We start from the raw sequence: 20,511 nt of genomic DNA, 5'->3' as shown, positions 1-20,511 counted from the left end.
CTCACATGCGTTCGAAGGAGCGGCGCAGCTCCCAGTCGGTGACCGCGGCGTCGAAGGCGTCGAGTTCGACGCGGGCCATGTTGCGGTAGTGGGCGACGACCTCGTCGCCGAAGGCGGCCTTGGCGAGGGGGCTGGTCTCCCACAGTTCGGCGGCCTCGCGCAGGGTGGTGGGGACGTGCTCGTAGTCGGCGGTGTAGGCGTTGCCGGTGCACGGCTCGGGGAGTTCGAGTTCCTGCTCGATGCCGTGGAGGCCGGCGGCCACGAGGGCGGCGACGGCGAGGTAGGGGTTGACGTCGCCGCCGGGGAGGCGGTTCTCGAAGCGGGTGGAGCGGCCGTGGCCGACGACGCGGAGGGCGCAGGTGCGGTTGTCGTGGCCCCAGGCGACGGCGGTGGGGGCGAAGGAGCCGGGCTGGAAGCGCTTGTAGGAGTTGATGTGGGGGGCGTAGAGGAGGGAGAAGTCGCGCAGGGCGGCGAGCTGGCCGGCGAGGAAGTGCCGCATGACCGGGGACATGCCGTGGGGGTCGTCGCCCGCCATGGCGTTGCGGCCGTCGGCGTCCTGCAGCGAGAGGTGGATGTGGCAGGAGTTGCCCTCGCGCTCGTTGTACTTGGCCATGAAGGTGAGCGAGACGCCTTCCTGGGCGGCGATCTCCTTGGCGCCGGTCTTGTAGACGGCGTGGTGGTCGCAGGTGGCCAGGGCCTCGTCGTAGCGGAAGGCGATCTCGTGCTGGCCGGGGTTGCACTCGCCCTTGGCGGACTCGACGGTCATGCCGGCCCGGGCCATCTCGTTGCGGATGCGGCGCAGGAGGGGTTCGACGCGGCCGGTGCCGAGGACGGAGTAGTCGACGTTGTACTGGTTGGCCGGGGTGAGGCCGCGGTAGCCGGCGTCCCAGGCCTGTTCGTAGGTGTCCTTGAAGACGATGAACTCCAGCTCGGTGCCGACGTGGGCGGTGTATCCGTGGGCGGCGAGCCGGTCGAGCTGGCGGCGCAGGATCTGCCGGGGCGCGGCGACGACGGGTGAGCCGTCGTTCCAGGCCAGGTCGGCGAGGAGGAGGGCGGTGCCCTCGTGCCAGGGAACGCGGCGGAGGGTGGAAAGGTCCGGGCGCATGGCGAAGTCGCCGTACCCGGTGGACCAGGAGGACATCTCGTAGCCGTCGACGGTGTTCATCTCGGCGTCGACGGCGAGCAGGTAGTTGCAGCCCTCGGTGCCGTGCTCCAGTACCTCGTCGAGGAAGAACGGCGCGGCGAACCGCTTGCCCTGGAGTCTGCCCTGCATGTCGGGGAAGGCCAGGACGACGGTGTCGATCTCGCCGCTCGCGACGAGGGCGCGCAGTTCGTCGACGGCGAGCGGGGGTGTGCGGTCTGCCACGGGGTGGGTCCTCCTTGGGTCAGCCGGGAGCCATAAGGTATTGCCGAGGACCATTACTTGGGAAGGGGCGACAGCCATATGGCCAGTCAGGCATCCGATCGGCTGACTCCCGTGCTGCGGCCGGTACGGGCGGGCAACGGCTTCGAGGAGGCGCTGGAGCAGATCCTCCAGGTGGTCCGGCTGGGGCTGGTGCCCGCCGGGGAGCGGCTGCCCGCCGAGCGCGAGCTGGCCGAGCGGATGGGGATCAGCCGGGTCACGCTGCGCGAGGTACTGAAGGTGCTGCAGGAGCAGGGCCTGGTGGAGAGCCGGCGGGGCCGGTACGGCGGAACGTTCGTGCTGCGCGGCGGGCGTGAGCCGGGCGAGGCGGAGCTGCGGCGCCGGATAGCGGCCGTCGACCTGGAGGACACCCTGCGCTTCCGTGAGGTGCTGGAGGCCGGCGCGGCCGAGCTGTGCGCGGCCCAGGGGCTGGACGCGGCGGGCGCCGACCGGCTGCGGGAGGCGCTGCGGGACACGCACGACGCGCCGCTGGACGACTACCGGCGGCGGGACACGCTGCTGCACCTGACGCTCGCCGAGCTGTCCGGCTGCCCCACGCTCACCGCGCAGTACGCGGCGGTGCGGGCCACCGTGAACGACCTGCTGGACGGCATCCCGCTGCTCGTGCGGAACCTGGAGCACGCCCAGCACCAGCACGACGCGCTGGTCGAGGCGGTCCTGGAGGGCGACGCGGACGCGGCGCGGGCGGTGGCCCGGGAGCACTGCGCGGGGACGGCGGCGCTGCTGCGGGGCTTCCTGGCGTAGGCACCGCGCCGTTCGTGACCGGAAGGCGCAACCGGGACGGTCCCGCCCGTAAGCGGAGGCCCCTTAACCGGAAAGTAACGCACGGGTCTTGCGTTACCCCCGCGCCACCGCAAAGGTATGGGGCCATTCCATTGGGCTCGACCCGACGCGGGAGCTGACGCTGTCATGACGCTGGATGAGACCTCGGGATCCTCCCCGAGCCGTACGACGACGACACCACCCGGCGACGACTACCTCAAGCGCCGTGCCCTGCGGCAGGGCAGCGCCGGCTGGCTGCTGCTCACCGGGCTCGGCGTCGGCTACGTCGTGTCCGGCGACTACTCCGGCTGGAACATCGGCCTGGCGAAGGGCGGCTTCGGCGGGCTGGCCATCGCGACCGTCCTCATGGGCGTCATGTACGCCTGCCTGGTCCTCGCCCTGGCCGAGCTGTCCGCGATCCTGCCCGCCGCGGGCGGCGGCTACGGCTTCGCGCGCCGGGCGCTGGGCACCTGGGGCGGGTTCCTCACCGGTACGGCGATCCTCATCGAGTACGTCCTCGCCCCCGCCGCCATCTCGCTCTTCATCGGCGACTACGTCGAGTCGCTGGAGCTGTTCGGCCTGACGTCCGGCTGGCCGGTCTACCTGGCCTGCTTCGCCGTCTTCATCGGGATCCACCTGTGGGGCGTGGGCGAGGCGCTGCGCTTCAGCCTGATCGTGACGGCCGTCGCGGTCGCCGCGCTGCTGATCTTCGCGGTCGGCGCGTTCACCGAGTTCCGGGCGGCGGGCCTGAACGACATCCCGGTCGACCCGGGCGCGTTCGGCGCGAACTCCTGGCTGCCGTACGGGCTGCTGGGCATCTGGGCGGCGTTCCCGTTCGGCATGTGGTTCTTCCTCGGTGTGGAGGGCGTGCCGCTCGCGGCGGAGGAGGCCAAGGACCCGGTGCGGTCCATGCCGCGGGCGATGGCCCTGTCGATGGGCGTGCTGGTGGTGCTGGCCGCGGTGACCTTCCTCGCGGCGACGGGCGCGCGGGGCTCGGCGGCGGTCCAGGACGCGGGCAATCCGCTGGTCGTGGCGCTCCAGGGCGACGGGGCGCCGACCGCGCTGAGCCGCTTCGTGAACTACGCGGGCCTGGCCGGTCTCGTGGCGTCGTTCTTCTCGCTGATCTACGCCGGGTCGCGGCAGCTGTTCGCGCTGTCCCGGGCCGGGTACCTGCCGCGGTTCCTGTCGCTGACCAGCCGCCGCAGGTCGCCGTACCTGGGGCTGCTCATCCCGGGCGCGATCGGGTTCGGCCTGGCGGCCGGGACGGGGGACGGCGCGCGGATGCTGAACATCGCGGTGTTCGGCGCCACGATCTCGTACGCGCTCATGGCGCTGTCCCACATCGTGCTGCGGCGCCGGGAGCCGGGGCTGGAGCGGCCGTACCGCACTCCGGGCGGGGTGCTGACCTCGTCCGTCGCGTTCGTGCTGGCGCTGTCGGCGCTGGTGGCCACCTTCCTGGTGGACAAGGATGCCGCTTTCGTGGCACTCGGGGTCTATGCCGTCGCGATCGTCTATTTCGGTCTCTACAGTCGGCACCGCCTCGTGGCGAGCGCGCCCGAGGAGGAGTTCGCGGCGCTGGCGGCGGCCGAGGCCGAACTGGACCGTGGGTGAAAGGAACCCTTCGTGAGCAAGCCCCTCATCGGTGTGACGACGTATCTGGACCGGGCCGCGTGGAGCGTGTGGGAGATGCACGCCGCGCTGCTCCCCGCCGGCTATCCGCGGCTGGTCCAGGAAGCGGGCGGGATCGCCGCGATGCTCCCGCCGGACGAGCCGTCCGTGGCGGCCGCGGCCGTCGCCCGGCTCGACGCGCTGGTCGTCGCGGGCGGCGCCGATGTGGAGCCCGTACGGTACGGGGCGGAGCGCGACCCGAGGACGGGCCCGCCCGCCCGGGAGCGGGACGCATGGGAGCTGGCCCTGCTGGACGCGGCGCTGGCGGCGGGCACGCCGGTGCTGGGCATCTGCCGGGGCATGCAGCTGCTGAACGTGGCCCTCGGAGGGACGCTGGTCCAGCACCTGGACGGGCATGTGGAGGAGATCGGCCGGTTCGGGCTGCACACGGTCAAGCCGGTGCCGGGCACGCGGTACGGGGCTCTGGTGCCGGAGGCGGTGGACGTGCCGACCTACCACCACCAGGCGGTCGACCGGCTGGGCCGGGGCCTGGTGCCGAGCGCGTACGCCGAGGACGGCACGGTGGAGGCGGTGGAACTGCCGGGCGACGACGCCTGGGTGCTGGGGGTGCAGTGGCACCCGGAGATGGGCGAGGACCCACGGGTGATGGCGGGGCTGGTGCGGGCGGCGGCCGGGTGACGGGGCCCGCCCCTTGGAGGCCACTCGGCCGCCGCCGTCCCGCTACCGGTTCTGGGGCGTGGCCCTGGGGCGTACCAGGTCGCCGTATGCGGGATCGCCGCCGCCGCCCTCTCCCGGGCCCGGCCCGCCAGGCCGCCGCCGCTGCCGGCGGCGGGCGGCCGGTGCCGGAGTGGTGAGGACGGCGAGGCAGGCGATGACGAGGGCGATGCCGGCCCATCCGACGCCGGGGAGGCGTTCGCCGACGACGAGGACGGCGAGTACGGCGGCGACGGCCGGTTCGAGCAGGGACAGCGTGGTGGCGGTGCTGGCGGGTACGTGCGCGAGCCCCCAGCCGAAGAGGACGTAGCCGGCGAACATGGGGACCAGCGCCATGTAGATGCCGACGGCCGCGTTGGACCAGGAGCCGACGAGCGGGGCGCCGGTGACCGCCAGGACGGGCAGGAGGAGCAGTCCGCCGAGCCCGAAGACGGCGCCCATCGCCGCACGGGAGGGGATCTCACGGGTGATGAGCCGGTGGGCGGCCCAGGAGTACAGGGCGTAGGTCGTGGCGGCGACGAGGCCGAGGCCCACGCCGAGGAGCGTGGCGGCCACGGACGCCCGTCCCGTGCCGTCGGCGGCGTGGGCGGCTTCGGCGACGCACAGCAGGGCGGTGCCGAGCAGGCCGAGGGTGGCCGCGAGTGTCCAGCGGCGCGTGAGCCGCCGGCCGTCCACGACACGTTCGATCAGGGCGGAGGCGAGCGGGGCGGTGCCGATCGACACCACGGTCCCCACGGCGACTCCGGCCAGGCGCATGGAGCTGTAGAACGCGAGGGGATAGACCGCCACCGAGGCGGCCCCGAGCAGCACCGTGCCCCGCCCGGCCCGCAGCCCGTGCGCGTGGCGGGCGATCTGCGGGGCGGCGAGGAGCGCCTGGAGCAGCCCGCCCAGCCCCATGGCGACGGCGCCGATGGCGAGCGGGCCCACGCCCGGGGCGAAGGTGGCGGCGGTGCCCGTGGTGCCCCACAGGACGGAGGCGGCCAGTACGCACAGGGCGCCCGTCCCCGCGGACCGCTTCACAGCCGGTCCAGCAGGGCCGCCGCGAGGGAACGGGCGTGCTGGAGGCGGTCGCCGTCGCCTTCGAGTCCGGCGCGGGCCATGGCGCCCTCCAGGAGGAAGGCGAGGTGCTCGGCCAGCGCGTGCGCCTCGTCGGGGCGGTCGGGCAGCAGCTGCTCCAGGTGGCCGCCGATGAGCCGCTCGACCTCCTCCTTGTGGGCGCGCACCACGGCCCGCCCCTCGTCCCCGGCCGGCAGCTCGGCGGCGGCGTTGAGCAGCCCGCACCCGCGGAAGCCGCGCTCGTAGGCGAACGCGGCGTGGTCGGCGTAGGCGTCGAACACCGCCAGCACACCGTCGCGCGGACCGTGGGCCTGCTCCAGCCGTGCCCGGTACAGGCCGAGCCACTCCTCGTGCCGGGCGTCGAGGTACGCCCTGACCAGTTCGGCCTTGGAGGAGAAGTTGTTGTAGAGGCTCATCTTCGCCACGCCGGCGTCAGCGGTGATCGTGTCGATACCGGTCGCCGCCACACCGTCGGCGTAGAACCGCCGCGCCGCCGCGTCCAGCAACCGCTCCCTGGCGGGCCGCCGCCTTCCGCTCTCGCCCGCACTCGCGCCGCGCTCGCTCATCACAGACCCCAAACTAGGTAGGTAGGTCTACCTAGCGTACGCGTTCTCACGGGCGCCATGCACGATGCGACGGACGACGGCCGTGGCCCGGTTGCGAGGACCCGGACAAGCGCGTGGACGCATGAACGGAGGCGGTCTCCAGGGTCGGGTGGGTGGCCGGTGTGTGGCCGGGGGGCCGCCGACACCGGCGTACGCGCAGGTTCACGGCGGACCCGAAGTCCCGATTTCATCTGGCGTACGTTCCGGTCAGGTCCCTGTCGAGCCCGGCCGGCATCTTGGCGCACGGCAGAACGGCCCTGGTCGAAACCTCAAGCGCGCTTCGCGCGCGACAGGGACAGGAGGTCGCGTGCCGGGCCCGTGGGGCGGTGGCCGCGGGGCCAGACCGCGCGGAGGGCGCGGTGCAGCTCGATGCCCTCCACCGGGACCTCGGCCAAGCGGCGGGACGACAGTTCCTCGGTGACGGCCAGTTCGCTGAGCACGGCCGGGCCGGCCCCGCTGACCGCCGCGGCCTTGACGGCCGTGGTGGAGGCCAGCTCCAGCAACGGCGCCGCGAGGCCACCGTGCCCGGCGAGCGCCGAGTCCAGCACCTGACGGGTGCCCGACCCGTACTCGCGCAGCACCAGGGGTGTAGCCGCCAGCTCGGCGGGCGTGACGGGCGTGCGGCGGCGCGCCCAGCGGTGCGAGGGTGCGGCCACCACGACGAGCCGGTCGTGGGCGACGATGGCGCCGTTCAGCCCGTCGGGCACCGCGAGGCCCTCCACGTACCCGAGGTCGGCGTCGCCCGCGAGCAGGTGTGCGGCCACCGCCGCCGAGTTGCCCGCCTGGAGCGAGACCGCGGTGTCCGGGCGGTCGGCCCGCAGGGCGATGAGCCAGCCGGGCAGCAGGTACTCGGCGATGGTCATCGACGCGGCGACCCGCAGCCGCGAGTCCCGCCGGTCCCGCAGCGCCTGGGCGCCCACGTCGAACGCCTCCGCAGCCTCCACCACGCGCCGCGCCCAGTCCGTGACCAGCGCCCCGGCGTCGGTGAGCCGGGAGCCGCGCGGGGAGCGGTCGACGAGGGCGACACCGAGCTGCCGCTCCATGGAGCGGATCCGGCTGCTGGCGGCGGGCTGCGTGATGCCCACCTCGCGCGCGGCCCGGCCGAGACTGCCGTGCCGTGCCACGGCCAGCAGCAGCTCCAGGGCCGCCAGGTCGGGCACACGATGAGAGAGGCTCATAACGCCAGCTTATGGGGTCATAGGGAAAAGATCCCTGGTCGGGGGTGGGATGCGGGGCGAGGCTGGGCCCATGGCCACGCTCGCACCACCGCTCCCCCGCTCCTCCTCCCCCCTCCGGACCCGCCGCCGTGCCGCCGGCGTGCGGCACCTGGGCCCGAACTGGTACGCCACGGTGATGGGCACCGCCATCGTCGGCAACGCGGGCGCCGGCCTGCCCCTGGACGTGCCGGGACTGCGGACGGCCTGCACGGCGGTGTGGGCGCTGTCGCTGCTGATGCTGCTCGCGCTGCTGGCCGCGCGGGCGGCGCACTGGGTCCACCACCGGGACCAGGCGCGGGCCCATCTGCTGGACCCGGCGGTCGCGCCGTTCTACGGCTGCCTGGCCATGGCCCTGGTCTCCGTGGGCGGGGGCGCGCTGCTCCTGGGCCGGGACTGGATCGGTACGGGCCCGGCGGTGGCGCTGGACGCCGCGCTGTTCACGGCGGGCACGGCGATCGGCCTCGCGGCCGCGGTGGCGATCCCGTACCTGATGGTGGTCCGGCACAGGATCGAGGAGGCCTCGCCGGTGTGGCTGCTGCCGGTGGTCGCGCCGATGGTGTCGGCCGCGCTGGGACCGCTGCTGGCGCCGTACCTGCCGGCCGGGCAGTGGCGCGGGACGCTGCTGCTGGCGTGCCAGGGCATGTTCGGCGTGAGCCTGCTGGCGACGCTGCTGATGCTGCCGCTGGTGTTCGGACGGCTGGTGACGGGCGGCCCGCTGCCGCTGGTGCTGACGCCGACGCTGCTGCTGGTGCTGGGGCCGCTGGGCCAGTCGACGACCGCGGCGAACATGTTCGCCGACACGGTGCCGGGCGTGCCGTACGCGCGGCAGCTCGCCGTGGTGTACGGCGTGCCGGTGATGGGCTTCGCGCTGCTGTGGCTGGCGCTGGCGGCCGCGCTGCTGGTGCGGGCGCGGCGGCGGGGCATGGGGTTCGCGATGACGTGGTGGGCGTTCACGTTCCCCGTCGGGACGTGCGTGACCGGCCTGGAGGGGCTCGCGCGGCACACCGGCCTGGTGGCGCTGGGGGGCGCGGCCGTGGTGCTGTACGTCCTGCTGGTGGCGGCCTGGCTGGTCGCGGCGGTGCGGACGCTGCGCGGCCTGGCCGGCGGCACGCTGCTGGCGGGCCGCCCGGGGCGTGACCGCGGGCCGCGGGACCGGGGACGTGCCTCATCGGCGCGCCGGACGCGCCCCGTGCGCCTCCCGGTACCGCGACGGCGGGATCCCGTAGCGGCCGGTGAAGGCCTGGCGCAGCGTCTCGGCGGAGCCGAACCCGCACTTCGCGGCCACGCTCGCCAGGGGCAGCGTGGTCGAGGCGAGGAGATGCGCGGCGGCCTCCGTACGGGCCTGGCGCACGAACCGGCCCGGCGTCTGCCCGAGGTGCTCCACGAACAACCGGGTGAGGTGGCGCGGGGTCACGCTCACGAGCGCCGCCAGGGCCGCCGTCCTCAGGTCGCCGTCCGGGTGGCCTGCGACATGGTCGACGACTCGCCGGACCAGGTCGTCGCGGGGCGGGGGCACGGCCGTGAAGAGGCTCATCTGCGCCTGATTGCCCGGCCTCTGGAGGTAGGTCACCAGGTCGCGGGCGACCTGGCGGGCCAGCTCGGCGCCGTGGTCCTCCTCGATGAAGGCGAGCGTGAGGTCGAGTGCGCTGGTGATGCCCGCCGCCGTGGAGACGTCGCCGTCGCGGATGTAGATCGGGCTCGCGTCCACGGTGACCTCCGGGTGGCGCGCGGCCAATTGGGACGCGAACCGCCAGTGGGTCGTGGCGCGGTGCCCGTCCAGCAGCCCGGCGGCGGCCAGGATCGCCGCGCCCGTGCACACGGAGGCCACTCGCCGGCTTTCCTTGGCCAGGCGGCGGACGTGCCCCAAGAGCCGGGGGTCGGCGGCCGCCTGCTCGAAGCCCACGCCGCCCGAGACGATCAAGGTGTCCAGCGGCCCGACGAGACGTTCGAGGGACTGCTGGCTGTGCAGGGTGAGCCCGGAGCCGCAGACGATCGGCCCGCCCCCGGGCGCCGCCACGACCACCTCGTACGGGCGGGCGGGCGTGCCGAGGTGGTTGGCCATGACGAGGGTGGTGGTCACGCACGCGATGTCCAGCAACTCGGCGGTGTCGTAGCCGACCACCGCCATCCGCCGTCGACTCATGCGTGGACCCTATGCCGGAAGGACCGGTACCCCAAGATTCGGGACACGACCTCCGTCACTCCACGCGGAGGGAGCCGGACGGGCCGGACAGTGGAAGCGACGACCACGAGGGCCGTCGCCCGCTTCCCGCTTCTCGTTCCTGGAGACCCCATGACCACCGGCTCGACTCCCGCGACCCCCGTCGACCGGACCCCTGCCGACCCGCCCCCGCCGATACGGCTCCCGCCGCCCCGGCATCGGTCGACCCGGCATCGGTCCTCCCGGCCCCGTTCGCTGCGGCCCCCGTCCACCGAACCCCCGTCGACCCGGCCCTCGCCGTGCCCGACGGCAGCCACGGTCCGCGCACCCGCCGGGCCTCCGGTGTCCTGCGCCTCCTCGCGCACCGCTGGCCGACCTGGCTCGCCCTCGCACTGGTCGTGGCCACGTTCGGCGACGGCGCCCCGTCGCGGACGTTCCTCGCCGGGCTGCTGGCCGTCATGCCGCTGTTCTACCTGGGGTTCGGCGCACTGCGCGGGGAGCTGCGCCGTCCGCGGGTCCTCGCGCTCCAGGCCGCGGGGCTGGTGGCCTTCGCCGCGGCGGCTCTGGCGGCGCTCGCGGTGGACCGGGCGGCCGGCCACTACGTGCTGGCGGCGGGCTGGCTCGCGCACGCGGTGTGGGACTTCTTCCACCACCGGGCCGGCAGGGTCGTGCCGCGGGCCTGGTCGGAGTGGTGCTGCGTCGTCGACCTGTTCGGCGCGGCGGCGATCTTCCTGCTGGCCTGACGAGCGTCTCGTCACGCCGTTACGGCGCCGCCTCCATGTGCGGGGCCACGGCGACGACGAGGACGCGGGTCTCGGCGGCGGAGGCGCGCCAGCGGTGGCGCACCCCTCCCGAGAGGTACAGCGTGTCGCCGCGCTCCAGGCGGTAGGCGCGCCCCTCCGCCTCGACCTCGACGGTGCCGTCGGCGACGTACAGCAGGGCGTCGTTGCGCAGGACGAGTTCCCGCCCGGCGTCGTGCTCGCCGGTGAACTCGTCGGCGTGCATCTGGTGCTCGCCGCGCACCAGGGGGCGTACGCCGGGGGGCACGGCCGTGTCCTCGGCGCCGGCGCGTACGACGTCGACGGTGCGCGCCGTGTCCGCGGCGTCGATCAGCTCGACGGCCGTGGTCTTCAGGGCGTCGGCGATGCACTCGAGCGAGCGCATGCTGGGGCGTGCGCGCTCGTTCTCGATCTGGCTGAGAAAGGGCACGGACAGGCCGCTGCGCTCCGCGACCGCGGCGAGGGTGAGCGACAGCGCTCGCCGTCTCCTGCGGACGGCCGCGCCGACCCGGGGTGTCTCCTTGTCGTCCATGTCTTCGATCCCTCCCTTCCCTCCCTCTCCGACCAACCTTACGCAGCGCGAGTACCGCCGAGTAGCCGAAATGGCGGAAGCGATGCCCACGACCGCCTCCTGTTGCTCGTCAGCGTCTGCCCATGGCCGGTCCCGTGGCTGGTCACTGGCTGGTCGGCGGCTTTGTCGGCGGGGTGCGGCATCATTCGGGATGTGACGCGACGCCTGATGCTCCTCGACACCGCCTCCCTGTACTTCCGGGCCTATTTCGGGGTCCCCGACTCGGTCAGGGCCCCGGACGGTACGCCGGTGAACGCCGTGCGCGGCCTGCTCGACTTCATCGCCCGGCTCGTCCAGGACCACCGCCCGGACGACCTCGTGGCCTGCATGGACGCCGACTGGCGGCCCGCCTGGCGGGTGGCGCTGATCCCCTCGTACAAGGCGCACCGGGTCGCCGAGGAGACGGCGGCGGACATCCCGGACGAGGAGGAGGTGCCGGACACGCTGTCGCCGCAGGTGCCGGTGATCGAGGCCGTCCTGGACGCCCTGGGCATCGCCCGGGTCGGGGTCGCCGGGTACGAGGCGGACGATGTGATCGGCACGCTGACGGCGCGGGCGACGGGCCCGGTGGACATCGTCACCGGCGACCGGGACCTGTACCAGCTGGTGGACGACGCGCGAGGCGTGCGCGTGCTGTACCCGCTCAAGGGCGTCGGCTCGCTCCAGGTGACGGACGAGGCGTGGCTGCGCGAGAAGTACGGCGTGGACGGGCCGGGGTACGCGGACCTGGCGCTGCTGCGCGGCGACCCGAGCGACGGACTGCCCGGCGTGCCGGGCGTCGGCGAGAAGACGGCGGCGAAGCTGCTGGACGCGTTCGGGGACCTGGCCGGAATCATGCGGGCGGTGGACGACCCGGCGGCCAAGCTGACCCCGGCGCAGCGCAAGCGGCTGGACGAGGCGCGGGACTATGTGGCGGTCGCGCCCAAGGTGGTGCGGGTCGCGGACGACGTGCCGCTGCCGGACTTCCGCCCGGCCCTGCCCGCGGAACCGCTGGATCCGGTGGGGCTGGAGGAGCTGGCGCGGCGCTGGGGGCTCGGGGGGTCGCTGGAGCGGTTGTTGGCCACTCTGCGCGCCTGAGCTGTGAGCCACCCGAACAAGGTGTTAGCTTAGGCAAGCCTAAGCAAATCACACCTACGGGGAGACGCCGTGGCGCAGCAGCCGTCCCGCAAGACACCGAAGGCCCATGAAGCACGCGTGATCCGCACCGAGCGGCTCACCCCGCACATGGTGCGCGTCGTGCTGGGCGGTGAGGGGCTGGCGTCGTTCGAGATCGGCGAGTACACCGACCACTACGTGAAGCTGGTGTTCCCGCCGGCGGGCGTGTCGTACCCGGAGCCGTTCGACATGGCGCGGATCCGCGAGGAGCTGCCGCCGGAGCAGTGGCCGGCGAACCGGACGTACACCGTCCGGGCGTGGGACGCGGTGCAGCGCGAGCTGACGATCGACTTCGTCGTGCACGGCGACGAGGGGCTGGCCGGGCCGTGGGCCGCGCGCGCCCGGGCGGGCGACACCGTACGGCTCCTGGGGCCGGGCGGCGGCTACGCGCCGGACCCGGAGGCGGCGTGGCACCTGCTGGTGGGCGACGAGAGCGCGCTGCCCGCGATCGCCGCGTCGCTGGAGCGACTGCCCGACGGCGCGGTGGCGCACGCGTTCATCGAGGTGGACGAGGCGGACGACGAGCAGAAGATCGCCGCGCCCGACAGCGCGGTGATCCACTGGCTGCCCCGGCGCGGCCGGCCCGTGGGCGAGGCGCTGGTCGCCGCGGTCCGGGACCTCGACTTCCCGGAGGGCGAGGTGCACGCGTTCGTGCACGGCGAGGCCGGTGCGGTGAAGGAGCTGCGGCGGCATCTGCGGCTGGAGCGCGGGATCCCCCGCGAGCGCCTGTCGATCTCGGGTTACTGGCGCCTCGGCAAGACCGACGAGGCGTGGCGCGCGGTGAAGCGCGAGTGGAACGAGCAGGTGGAACGCGAGCAGGAAGCGGCGTGACACCGCCTGACGCGTGACCCCCACCTGACGGACAAGCCGCGCCCGAGAAGCGCCACCCGAAGCCTGAGCATCGCCCGACGGGTGAGCATCACCCGACGCCTGAGCATCACCCGACCGGCCAGCATCACCCGACGCGCAAGCGCCACCTGACGCGCGAGCATCGCCCGACGCGTGCCGTCACCCCGACGGGCGGTGCCGTTCGCCCCTTGCGGAGGAACGGCACCGCCCGCACCTTTCCGGCACCGCCGGGGCGCTCAGCTCCCGGCCCGCTCCCCGTACGTCCGCGACGACGCGTCGACCTGGGCCAGCCGCCGCAGCGAGGTCAGGACGGCATCGCCCAGCACCGTGCCGATGACGGCGCTCTCCACCAGCTCCTCGCGGGCCGTGTGACGCGCCACGTAAGCGAGGTCGGCCGCGGCGATCGTCTCGGCGGCGTCCGCGTACGCGCCCAGCGACAGCTCCGCGAACTCCTCGTGCCCCACCCGCCGCAGCGCCGCCAGCGCGGCGGCCAGTGAGCGGGCCGCCGGATTGCCGGCGTCCACATGCCAGCCCCGGGCGGCGATCAGCTCGGCGACCTGCCGCTCCGCCACGTCCCGCGCCGCGTCCGCCACGTCGCCGAGGCCGGGCGCGATGTGGTCGTGGGCGGCCCCCAGCACCTTGTGCACCGAGCGCGACGGATCCCCTATGGCGTCCAGCACCTCGCGCACGGCCGCCACCGACAGTCCGCCCACGTCGAGCAGCGCACGGATGAGCCTCAGCCTCCGCACGTGCGTCTCGTCGTAGCTCGCCTGGTTGGGGCTGGTGAGCTGCCCCGCGGGCAGGATGCCCTCCCGGACGTAGTACTTGATCGTCGGCACCGAAACCCCGGTCCTGCGACTCAACTCCCCTACGCGCACGCCGCCTTCACCCTTCTTCCTTCCTCCGCACCGCCCTTGCCACAGGACCATCCCATCATAGATAGTTCCACTATCGGATAGCGGGTAGTGCCGCTATCCATACTGAGGGGGATGTCTCATGGCCTTGTCCACGTCCATGTCCTTGAGGAACGGGTTCCTGCCCGGTCTCCACCGCCCGCTCGTGGCGTTGTCCGCGGGGATGGCGGTCCTGACCGTCGTATCGGCCATCGGTCTCGTGGTCGACGACCGAACGCTCCTGGGATCGCCGATCTGGTTCAAGCCGTTCAAATTCGCCGTGTCGTTCGTCGCGTACTGCCTGGCTCTGGCCTGGATGCTCTCGCTCCTCCCGCGTTTCCGCCGCACCGGCTGGTGGGCCGGAACGGCCGTCGCGGCCGCCTGCGCCGGCGAGATGCTGCTGATCGCGGGCCAGGCGATACGCGGCGTACGGAGCCACTTCAACTACGCGACGCCGTTCGACACCGCCGTCTACAACGCGATGGCCGCCCTCGCCGCCACCCTGTGGGCCGGCACCCTGGTGATCGCCGTCCTGCTCTTCCGGGCGCGGCTCGCCGACCGGGCCTCCGCCTGGACCGTCCGGCTCAGCGCACTGCTCGCCCTCGTCGGCGCCGGGTTCGGCGTGCTGATGGCCCAGCCGGCGCCCGGCCAGCGGCGCGGCGTCACGGACGTGGTGGGCGCCCACAGCGTGGGCGTCCCGGACGGCGGTGCGGGCATGGCCCTCACCGGCTGGTCCACGACGGGCGGCGACCTGCGCATCCCGCACTTCGTGGGCATGCACGCCCTGCAGGTCCTGCCGCTCGTGCTGCTCGCCCTGGTCGCGCTGGCGCCCCGCTTCGCCCGGCTGCGGGACGCGCGGGTACGGCTCCGGCTGATGCTCGTGGCGTCCGGTGCGTACGCCGCCGTGCTGGCCCTGGTCAGCTGGCAGGCGCTGCGCGGGCAGCCCCTGCTCCTGCCCGACGGGCCGACGCTGGGCGCGGCCGCGGCGATCGCCGTCCTCACGGCGGCGGGCGCCGTCGCCGCCGTACGCACCCGGGCCGAACCGCCCATGACGGAGCCGCACCCGCCCCTTTCCGCCCGGCAGTTGGAGTCCGCCCCGTGACCGTCGTCCTCTTCGAGCTGTCCTTCTGGCTGGCCGCGCCCGTCTGGCTGCTGATGATCCTGGCGCCCGGGTGGTCCTGGACGGCAAGGCTCGCGGCCACCCCGCTCACCGTCGTACCGATCCTGCTCGTCTACCTGGGCCTCGCCGCCCCCGTCCTGCCCGAACTGTGGGCCGCCGTACGCCGGCCCGACCTGGAGGTCTTCCGCGAACTGACCGCCCTGGCCGACGGGGCGGGGGCGATCTGGGCCCAGGTCATCGCCTGGGACCTGCTGATCGGCCAGTGGATGTACCTCGAATCGCGCAGGCTCCGGCTGCACCCCCTGGTGACCGGCCCACTGCTGGTGCTGACGGTCCTTCTGTCGCCCGTCGCGCTGTTGCTCTTCCTGGCGCTGCGGGCGGTGAAGGGGCGAGACCGGTCCCGGGCCGTCTGACGCGCACAGCGGATACGCCGAGGGCCCGGCCGGACGTCCGGCCGGGCCCCGCTCGCCGAGCCGCGCCTCAGCCCACCGAGCTGTACGCGACGACGCCGCGCAGCAGTCCGTCGACGGCCTTGCGGGCGCTGCGCGCGACCGTGCTGTCCTCGTGCGGCGCGGCCGCCGCGATCTGGCCGAGGACGTCGATGACCTGCTTGCACCAGCGGACGAAGTCACCGGCGGGCATGTCGGCCTCGCGCAGCACCTCGTCGAGCCCCCTGCCGGAGGCCCACTGGTGGGCGGCCCAGGCGAAGCCGAGGTCCGGCTCGCGCTGGCCGACGCCCTCCGCCTGACGGACCCTGAACTCCTCCTCCAGCGCGTCGAGGCGGCCCCAGATCCGCACCATCTCGCCGAGCGCGGCCTTGGCCTTGCCCGTGGGCACCTTCGGGGCGACCCCGTCGTCCGTCTGCCGCGCCTCGTACACCAACGCCGAGACGCACGCGGCGAGTTCGGCCGGGCCCAGGCCCTCCCAGACCCGCTCGCGCAGGCATTCGCTGGCCAGCAGGTCGAGTTCGCCGTACAGCCGGGCGAGGCGCTTGCCGTGCTCGGTGACCTCGTCACCGCGCAGGTAGTCCAGCTCGGTGAGCAGGGCGACGATCCGGTCGAAGGTGCGGGCGATCGTGTTCGTCCGGCCCTCGATGCGCCGCTCCAGCTGGCGGGTGTCCCGCTTGAGCCGGTGGTACCGCTCCGCCCAGCGGGCGTGGTCCTCGCGCTCGTCGCACCCGTGGCAGGGGTGGGCGCGGATCGCCTTGCGCAGGCGGGCGATCTCACGGTCGTCGACGGCGGCCGACCGGTCCCCGCGGTGCCGCTCGGGGACGATGTGCCCGGCCTTCGTGCGCAGCGCGGACGCGAGGTCCCGGCGGGACTGCGGCGAGCGCGGGTTGAAGGAGCGCGGGATGCGCATCCGCTCCAGCGGCTCGACCGGCACCGGGAAGTCGATCGACGCCAGCCGCTTGACCTGCCGTTCGGCGGTGAGCACCAGCGGGCGCGGCCCGTCGTGCTGGTCGAACCCGCGGTGGCCGTTGGACCGCCCGGCCGGCAGGCCCGGGTCCAGGACCAGCGCCAGGCCGGCGAACTTGCCGGTCGGCACATGGATGACGTCACCGGGCTTGAGCCGCTCCAGCGCGGTGGCCGCGGCGGCCCGGCGCTGGGCGGCTCCCTGCTTGGCGAGCTCGGTCTCGCGGTCCTTGAGGTCGCGGCGCAGCTGCGCGTACTCCTCGAAGTCGCCGAGGTGGCAGGTCATGCCCTCGCGGTAGCCCGTGAGGCCCTCCTCGTTGCGCTGGACCTGGCGGGAGATGCCGACGACCGAGCGGTCCGCCTGGAACTGGGCGAACGACGTCTCCAGCAGCTCGCGCGAGCGGTGCCGGCCGAACTGGTCGACGAGGTTCACCGCCATGTTGTACGACGGCTTGAAGCTGGAGCGCAGCGGATAGGTGCGCGTGCCGGCCAGTCCGGCGAGGTGGCCCGGGTCCATGCCGCGCTGCCAGAGGACCACGGCGTGGCCCTCCACGTCGATGCCGCGCCGTCCGGCACGACCGGTCAGCTGGGTGTACTCGCCGGGGGTGATGTCGGCGTGCTGCTCGCCGTTCCACTTGACGAGCTTCTCCAACACCACCGAGCGGGCGGGCATGTTGATGCCGAGCGCCAGGGTCTCGGTGGCGAACACCGCCTTGACGAGGCCCTGGACGAACAGCTCCTCGACGACCTCCTTGAACGTGGGCAGCATGCCGGCGTGGTGCGCGGCGATGCCCCGTTCGAGGCCCTCCAGCCACTCGTAGTAGCCGAGGACGTTCAGGTCCTCCGTGGGGATCGACGCGGTGCGCTCCTCCACGATCTCGCGGACGCGCAGGCGGGCCTCGTCGTCGTTGAGGCGCAGCCCGGCGTACAGGCACTGCTGGACGGCGGCCTCGCAGCCGGCCCGGCTGAAGATGAACGTGATGGCCGGGAGCAGCCCCTCGGCGTCCAGCCGGTCGATGACCTCCGGCCGTCCCGGGGTCCACATGCGGGAGCGCTGGCGCCGCTCGCGCTCGCGGTCGGCCTCGCGGACCATCTTGCCGCGGCGGCGGTCGCGCGGGTTGTACGTGCGCGAGTTCTCCATCCGGGCCAGGCGGACCAGGTCGGGGTTGACCTCGCGGCGGGCGACGCCGCGGCCGCCGTGGTCGGTCTCCTCCTCGAAGAGGTCGTAGATGCGCCGTCCGGCCAGGACGTGCTGCCACAGCGGGACGGGCCGGCTCTCGGAGACGATCACCTCGGTGTCACCGCGGACCGTGTCGAGCCAGTCGCCGAACTCCTCCGCGTTGGACACGGTCGCGGAGAGCGACACGAGCGTCACGGACTCGGGGAGGTGGATGATCACTTCCTCCCAGACGGCTCCGCGGAACCGGTCGGAGAGGTAGTGCACCTCGTCCATCACCACGTAGCCCAGGCCCCGGAGGGTCTGGGAGCCCGCGTAGAGCATGTTCCGCAGGACCTCGGTGGTCATGACGACCACCGGGGCGTCGGAGTTGACGCTGTTGTCGCCGGTGAGCAGGCCGACCTTGCCCGCGCCGTAGCGCTTGACGAGGTCGGCGTACTTCTGATTGGACAGCGCCTTGATCGGCGTGGTGTAGAAGCACTTGCGCTTCTGGGCGAGGGCGAGGTGGACGGCGAACTCGCCGACGATGGTCTTGCCGGACCCGGTGGGCGCCGCGACGAGCACGCCCTTGCCCGCCTCCAGGGCGTGGCAGGCCTCGATCTGGAAGGGGTCCAGCTCGAAGTCGTAGAGAGCGCGGAAGGCGTGGAGCGCGGTGGCCTCGTCGGCGGCCCGGCGCCGGGCGGCTGCGTACGCTTCCGCTGGTGTGAGGTCGTCTGTCATCTTGATATCGAGCGTACCCGCCACCACTGACAGTCAGCCGATCTTTAAAGCTGTCGTACGGCCCGTGACGGAGGCGTCACGGAACGGCGAAGGAGGCCGCCGCCCGGGTCGGGGCGGCGGCCTCCTTCATCGGTCGGCGCGCGGGTGCTCAGGTGATGTCGTCGTAGCCGTTGACGCGGTGGGCGCGGCTGCCGTCCGCCTGCTCGGGCAGGGCGGGAGCCGTGGAGACGGGCTCGACACCGCCGATCGCCGAGGGCGTGAGGTCCAGCTCCGAGGCCTCGTCGTCGGAGAGCGCGCGGTCGGGGTTCTTGCGCCCGCGCCGCCGGTCGTTGAGGAGCGAGAACCCCACGGCGAAGAAGTAGAGCACCGCCAGCGGGCCCGCCAGCAGCAGCATGGAGATGGGCTCACCGCCGGGCGTCGCGATCGCCGCGAAGGCCGTCAGGCCGATGATCATCCCGCGCCACCAGCCGAGCATCCGCCGACCGGAGAGCACTCCGGTCATGTTCAGCAGGATGAGCATCAGCGGCAGCTCGAAGGCGAGCCCGAAGACGATCACCATGCGCGTGATGAGGTCGAGGTAGTCGTCGAGCGGGAGCAGGTTCTTCGCGTCGGCCGGCGTGAAGCTGAGCATGATCTCGGCCGTCTGCGGCAGGATCGCGTAGGCCAGGTAGGCACCCGCCAGGAAGAGCGGAACACCGGCGGCCACGAAGCCCAGGGCGTAGCGCTTCTCGCTCCTGTGCAGGCCCGGCGCCACGAACGCCCACAGCTGGTAGAGCCACACCGGTGTGGCCACCAGCACACCGGCCATCAGCGCGACCTTCAGGGCGATGGTGAAGGGCGACAGGAGACCGTTCGTCGTCATGTCCGCGCACGGCTCGCCGTTCTTCATGACGCGTGCGCCGTCGACGCAGCCGACCGAGCTGAGGATCGGCCGCATCAGGAACTCGAAGATCTCCTTCTGGAAGAAGGCCGCAACGATCACCGCTACGACAATGGCAAGAACCGACTTCAGAAGTCGATTTCGCAGTTCACGCAGGTGATCGACGAGAGGCATCCGCCCTTCGTCGTTCTTCTCCCGCTTGCGGGCAGGCTTGAGCAACCCACTTCCCTCGTCTCGTACGGAAACGGTCCAGCGCGGACTCAGCCCTTGGTGGTGTTCGTCTCCGTGACCGGGCGGGCGCTGCTGACGTCACCGGGAGCGGCCTGGATGGTGCGCGGCGCGGGCTGCTGCGACTGCTGCTGGGCGGTGGTGTCGGTGGCGGTCGCGGTGCCGGCGGACTCGTCGTCCTTCTTCATCGCCTTGGCCTCGCTCTTGAGGATGCGAGCGGACTTGCCCAGCGAACGCGCCATCTCCGGAAGCTTCTTGGCACCGAACAGCAGCAGGATGACCAGGATGATCAGAACGATCTCAAGGGGCTTCAGGTTGCCGATCATGTGTGACTTCCTTCTCACGGAGACGGCTGGTGGCGGATCTACCTGCTCAAACCGGACACCTGCCCGGTCACCATGCTCTGAGCGATCGTAACGTGGACGGGTAAACACCAGGCAATCCCTGTGCATACGCCGAGTTCACGGCCCCTGCACCGGGCAAGGGCACCGATCAGCAGCGTACCTCTCGCTCGTGTGAGCGAGGAGGGCGCCGCCTATCGCAAAGTTTCGCCCGCACGGGCCAGGGAAGTGGCCGCCCGCTCCAGGTCCTCGGCGACCCGGTTGATCTGCTGTGTGGTGTGCGCCACTTGGCGGCCGAGCCGCTGGGCCTCGATGAACACCCGGATACCGAGGGCACCGAGGACGGCGATCCCGAGGAAGCCGAGGGCGACGGCGAGCATGGACCAGAACATGCGCAGAGCCTAGACGGTGGAGTGGAGGCGCAGCGTCCGCACGCCGCCGCCGGTGAGCAGTTCGACGATGCGGTCGCCCGCGGGCTTGCGCACGGCGGAGCCGCACTCCGGGCAGGTGAAGGAGTAGAACGTCGTACGGCGGCTGGCGCCGATGGCCAGGCGCAGGGAGGCCGCGGGGAGTTCGCAGCGGGCGCGGCACTCGGGGCAGGCCGCCTTGAACAGGACCGGGCCCCTCGGCGCCGGGATGCCCGGCAGAAGAGACGTGTCCCGCATCTCCCCCATGACTCTCTCCCCCATCTCTCTGTGTCGCGCGAACCGCCACGCCTGCCGGCCGCTCGCTCCGCGCGTCCGCCGGCCGCTCGTTTCCGCGCGTGCCGGCCGCTCGTCGTACGCCTGTCCGCCCCTGATCACGCGCCGGCCGGGTCGG

20 protein-coding genes and 1 pseudogene are annotated in these 20,511 nt (G+C 73.1%); 9 read left to right on the top strand and 12 right to left on the bottom strand.

Going from position 1 to position 20,511, the window contains the following annotated elements:
* Nucleotide 1: 1 nt before the first annotated feature.
* Entirely contained in the window at nucleotides 2–1,366 is a 1,365-nt protein-coding gene (locus tag ABEB09_RS27395; protein WP_345692585.1) for a glutamine synthetase family protein, read from the bottom strand.
* A gap of 78 nt (nucleotides 1,367–1,444) precedes the next feature.
* On the opposite strand from ABEB09_RS27395, the gene ABEB09_RS27390 reads away from it, so the two are divergent.
* From ABEB09_RS27390 to ABEB09_RS27380, 3 genes are all read left to right on the top strand, one after another.
* Complete coding sequence (locus ABEB09_RS27390) at nucleotides 1,445–2,167, top strand: FadR/GntR family transcriptional regulator (RefSeq protein ID WP_345692584.1); 723 nt, start codon at nucleotides 1,445–1,447, stop codon at nucleotides 2,165–2,167.
* A 165-nt stretch (nucleotides 2,168–2,332) separates the two neighbouring features.
* Nucleotides 2,333–3,796, top strand: coding sequence for an ethanolamine permease (gene eat / locus ABEB09_RS27385; RefSeq protein ID WP_345692583.1), 1,464 nt, complete (start codon nucleotides 2,333–2,335; stop codon nucleotides 3,794–3,796).
* Between the two features lie 12 nt (nucleotides 3,797–3,808).
* On the top strand, nucleotides 3,809–4,492 hold the full coding sequence (locus ABEB09_RS27380; RefSeq protein ID WP_345692582.1) for a gamma-glutamyl-gamma-aminobutyrate hydrolase family protein: 684 nt from the start codon (nucleotides 3,809–3,811) through the stop codon (nucleotides 4,490–4,492).
* A 42-nt stretch (nucleotides 4,493–4,534) separates the two neighbouring features.
* On the opposite strand, the gene ABEB09_RS27375 is transcribed toward ABEB09_RS27380, so the two are convergent.
* The 3 genes from ABEB09_RS27375 to ABEB09_RS27365 all read right to left on the bottom strand — a co-directional run bounded on the left by ABEB09_RS27375 (nucleotide 4,535) and on the right by ABEB09_RS27365 (nucleotide 7,367).
* Nucleotides 4,535–5,548, bottom strand: a complete 1,014-nt coding sequence (locus ABEB09_RS27375) for a DMT family transporter (protein WP_345692581.1) — start codon at nucleotides 5,546–5,548, stop codon at nucleotides 4,535–4,537.
* Complete coding sequence (locus ABEB09_RS27370; RefSeq protein WP_345692580.1) at nucleotides 5,545–6,150, bottom strand: TetR/AcrR family transcriptional regulator; 606 nt, start codon at nucleotides 6,148–6,150, stop codon at nucleotides 5,545–5,547. The genes ABEB09_RS27375 and ABEB09_RS27370 overlap by 4 nt, the downstream gene beginning before the upstream one ends.
* A gap of 308 nt (nucleotides 6,151–6,458) precedes the next feature.
* Entirely contained in the window at nucleotides 6,459–7,367 is a 909-nt protein-coding gene (locus ABEB09_RS27365; protein WP_345692579.1) for a LysR family transcriptional regulator, read from the bottom strand.
* Nucleotides 7,368–7,437: 70 nt separating this feature from the next.
* Here ABEB09_RS27365 and ABEB09_RS27360 point away from each other — a divergent pair.
* Nucleotides 7,438–8,556: pseudogene (locus ABEB09_RS27360) on the top strand (TDT family transporter); the annotation flags it as partial.
* 15 nt (nucleotides 8,557–8,571) lie between these two features.
* Here the strand turns inward: ABEB09_RS27360 and ABEB09_RS27355 are convergent.
* A complete protein-coding gene (locus tag ABEB09_RS27355; RefSeq protein ID WP_345692578.1) occupies nucleotides 8,572–9,549 on the bottom strand; it encodes a GlxA family transcriptional regulator in 978 nt (325 codons plus the stop codon).
* A 317-nt stretch (nucleotides 9,550–9,866) separates the two neighbouring features.
* Between ABEB09_RS27355 and ABEB09_RS27350 the strand changes: the two genes are divergently transcribed.
* Nucleotides 9,867–10,310, top strand: a complete 444-nt coding sequence (locus ABEB09_RS27350) for a hypothetical protein (protein WP_345692577.1) — start codon at nucleotides 9,867–9,869, stop codon at nucleotides 10,308–10,310.
* Between the two features lie 19 nt (nucleotides 10,311–10,329).
* On the opposite strand, the gene ABEB09_RS27345 is transcribed toward ABEB09_RS27350, so the two are convergent.
* Nucleotides 10,330–10,878 (bottom strand): helix-turn-helix domain-containing protein, encoded by a 549-nt coding sequence (locus ABEB09_RS27345; protein ID WP_345692576.1) that lies wholly within the window; start codon nucleotides 10,876–10,878, stop codon nucleotides 10,330–10,332.
* Between the two features lie 207 nt (nucleotides 10,879–11,085).
* Here ABEB09_RS27345 and ABEB09_RS27340 point away from each other — a divergent pair, with 207 nt between their 5' ends.
* Together ABEB09_RS27340 and ABEB09_RS27335 are read left to right on the top strand one after the other, a co-directional pair.
* Nucleotides 11,086–11,994, top strand: a complete 909-nt coding sequence (locus tag ABEB09_RS27340) for a 5'-3' exonuclease (RefSeq protein WP_345694108.1) — start codon at nucleotides 11,086–11,088, stop codon at nucleotides 11,992–11,994.
* A 69-nt stretch (nucleotides 11,995–12,063) separates the two neighbouring features.
* On the top strand, nucleotides 12,064–12,903 hold the full coding sequence (locus tag ABEB09_RS27335) for a siderophore-interacting protein (RefSeq protein ID WP_345692575.1): 840 nt from the start codon (nucleotides 12,064–12,066) through the stop codon (nucleotides 12,901–12,903).
* Between the two features lie 254 nt (nucleotides 12,904–13,157).
* Here the strand turns inward: ABEB09_RS27335 and ABEB09_RS27330 are convergent, their stop codons facing one another.
* Nucleotides 13,158–13,799 carry a MerR family transcriptional regulator gene (locus ABEB09_RS27330; RefSeq protein WP_345692574.1) on the bottom strand — a complete coding sequence of 214 codons (642 nt, stop codon included), beginning with the start codon at nucleotides 13,797–13,799 and terminating at the stop codon, nucleotides 13,158–13,160.
* Between the two features lie 199 nt (nucleotides 13,800–13,998).
* On the opposite strand from ABEB09_RS27330, the gene ABEB09_RS27325 reads away from it, so the two are divergent.
* Entirely contained in the window at nucleotides 13,999–14,916 is a 918-nt protein-coding gene (locus ABEB09_RS27325; protein WP_345694107.1) for a hypothetical protein, read from the top strand.
* Complete coding sequence (locus ABEB09_RS27320) at nucleotides 14,913–15,347, top strand: ABA4-like family protein (RefSeq protein WP_345692573.1); 435 nt, start codon at nucleotides 14,913–14,915, stop codon at nucleotides 15,345–15,347. Before ABEB09_RS27325 ends, ABEB09_RS27320 begins: the two co-directional genes overlap by 4 nt.
* 67 nt (nucleotides 15,348–15,414) lie before the next feature.
* Here ABEB09_RS27320 and ABEB09_RS27315 read toward each other — a convergent pair whose 3' ends face one another.
* From ABEB09_RS27315 to ABEB09_RS27295, 5 genes are all read right to left on the bottom strand, one after another.
* A complete protein-coding gene (locus tag ABEB09_RS27315) occupies nucleotides 15,415–18,243 on the bottom strand; it encodes a DEAD/DEAH box helicase (protein WP_345692572.1) in 2,829 nt (942 codons plus the stop codon).
* A 148-nt stretch (nucleotides 18,244–18,391) separates the two neighbouring features.
* Complete coding sequence (tatC, locus tag ABEB09_RS27310) at nucleotides 18,392–19,342, bottom strand: twin-arginine translocase subunit TatC (protein ID WP_345692571.1); 951 nt, start codon at nucleotides 19,340–19,342, stop codon at nucleotides 18,392–18,394.
* 41 nt (nucleotides 19,343–19,383) lie between these two features.
* Nucleotides 19,384–19,677 (bottom strand): Sec-independent protein translocase subunit TatA, encoded by a 294-nt coding sequence (gene tatA / locus ABEB09_RS27305; protein ID WP_345692570.1) that lies wholly within the window; start codon nucleotides 19,675–19,677, stop codon nucleotides 19,384–19,386.
* Nucleotides 19,678–19,886: 209 nt separating this feature from the next.
* The gene (locus tag ABEB09_RS27300) at nucleotides 19,887–20,084 is read right to left on the bottom strand and encodes a G protein-coupled receptor family protein (protein ID WP_345692569.1); all 198 of its coding nucleotides are present in this window, start codon (nucleotides 20,082–20,084) and stop codon (nucleotides 19,887–19,889) included.
* Nucleotides 20,085–20,093: 9 nt separating this feature from the next.
* Nucleotides 20,094–20,366 carry a hypothetical protein gene (locus tag ABEB09_RS27295; RefSeq protein WP_345692568.1) on the bottom strand — a complete coding sequence of 91 codons (273 nt, stop codon included), beginning with the start codon at nucleotides 20,364–20,366 and terminating at the stop codon, nucleotides 20,094–20,096.
* Between the last annotated feature and the right edge of the window lie 145 nt (nucleotides 20,367–20,511).

Source organism: Streptomyces coeruleoprunus (genome assembly GCF_039542925.1).
Classification (GTDB): Bacteria; Actinomycetota; Actinomycetes; order Streptomycetales; family Streptomycetaceae; genus Streptomyces; species Streptomyces coeruleoprunus.
Note: the sequence above shows the minus strand (reverse complement) of the source record. Positions and strands in the feature narration are given on the sequence as shown.

What these genes read in the sequence shown, in the direction of transcription:
- ABEB09_RS27390 (WP_345692584.1), top strand. Translation starts at nt 1,445, where the DNA reads ATGGCCAGTCAGGCATCCGATCGGCTGACTCCCGTGCTGCGGCCGGTA.
- eat (WP_345692583.1), top strand. Translation starts at nt 2,333, where the DNA reads ATGACGCTGGATGAGACCTCGGGATCCTCCCCGAGCCGTACGACGACG.
- ABEB09_RS27370 (WP_345692580.1), bottom strand. Translation starts at nt 6,150, where the DNA reads ATGAGCGAGCGCGGCGCGAGTGCGGGCGAGAGCGGAAGGCGGCGGCCC.
- ABEB09_RS27365 (WP_345692579.1), bottom strand. Translation starts at nt 7,367, where the DNA reads ATGAGCCTCTCTCATCGTGTGCCCGACCTGGCGGCCCTGGAGCTGCTG.
- ABEB09_RS27355 (WP_345692578.1), bottom strand. Translation starts at nt 9,549, where the DNA reads ATGAGTCGACGGCGGATGGCGGTGGTCGGCTACGACACCGCCGAGTTG.
- ABEB09_RS27345 (WP_345692576.1), bottom strand. Translation starts at nt 10,878, where the DNA reads ATGGACGACAAGGAGACACCCCGGGTCGGCGCGGCCGTCCGCAGGAGA.
- ABEB09_RS27340 (WP_345694108.1), top strand. Translation starts at nt 11,086, where the DNA reads ATGCTCCTCGACACCGCCTCCCTGTACTTCCGGGCCTATTTCGGGGTC.
- ABEB09_RS27325 (WP_345694107.1), top strand. Translation starts at nt 13,999, where the DNA reads ATGGCGGTCCTGACCGTCGTATCGGCCATCGGTCTCGTGGTCGACGAC.
- ABEB09_RS27315 (WP_345692572.1), bottom strand. Translation starts at nt 18,243, where the DNA reads ATGACAGACGACCTCACACCAGCGGAAGCGTACGCAGCCGCCCGGCGC.
- tatA (WP_345692570.1), bottom strand. Translation starts at nt 19,677, where the DNA reads ATGATCGGCAACCTGAAGCCCCTTGAGATCGTTCTGATCATCCTGGTC.
- ABEB09_RS27300 (WP_345692569.1), bottom strand. Translation starts at nt 20,084, where the DNA reads ATGTTCTGGTCCATGCTCGCCGTCGCCCTCGGCTTCCTCGGGATCGCC.
- ABEB09_RS27295 (WP_345692568.1), bottom strand. Translation starts at nt 20,366, where the DNA reads ATGGGGGAGATGCGGGACACGTCTCTTCTGCCGGGCATCCCGGCGCCG.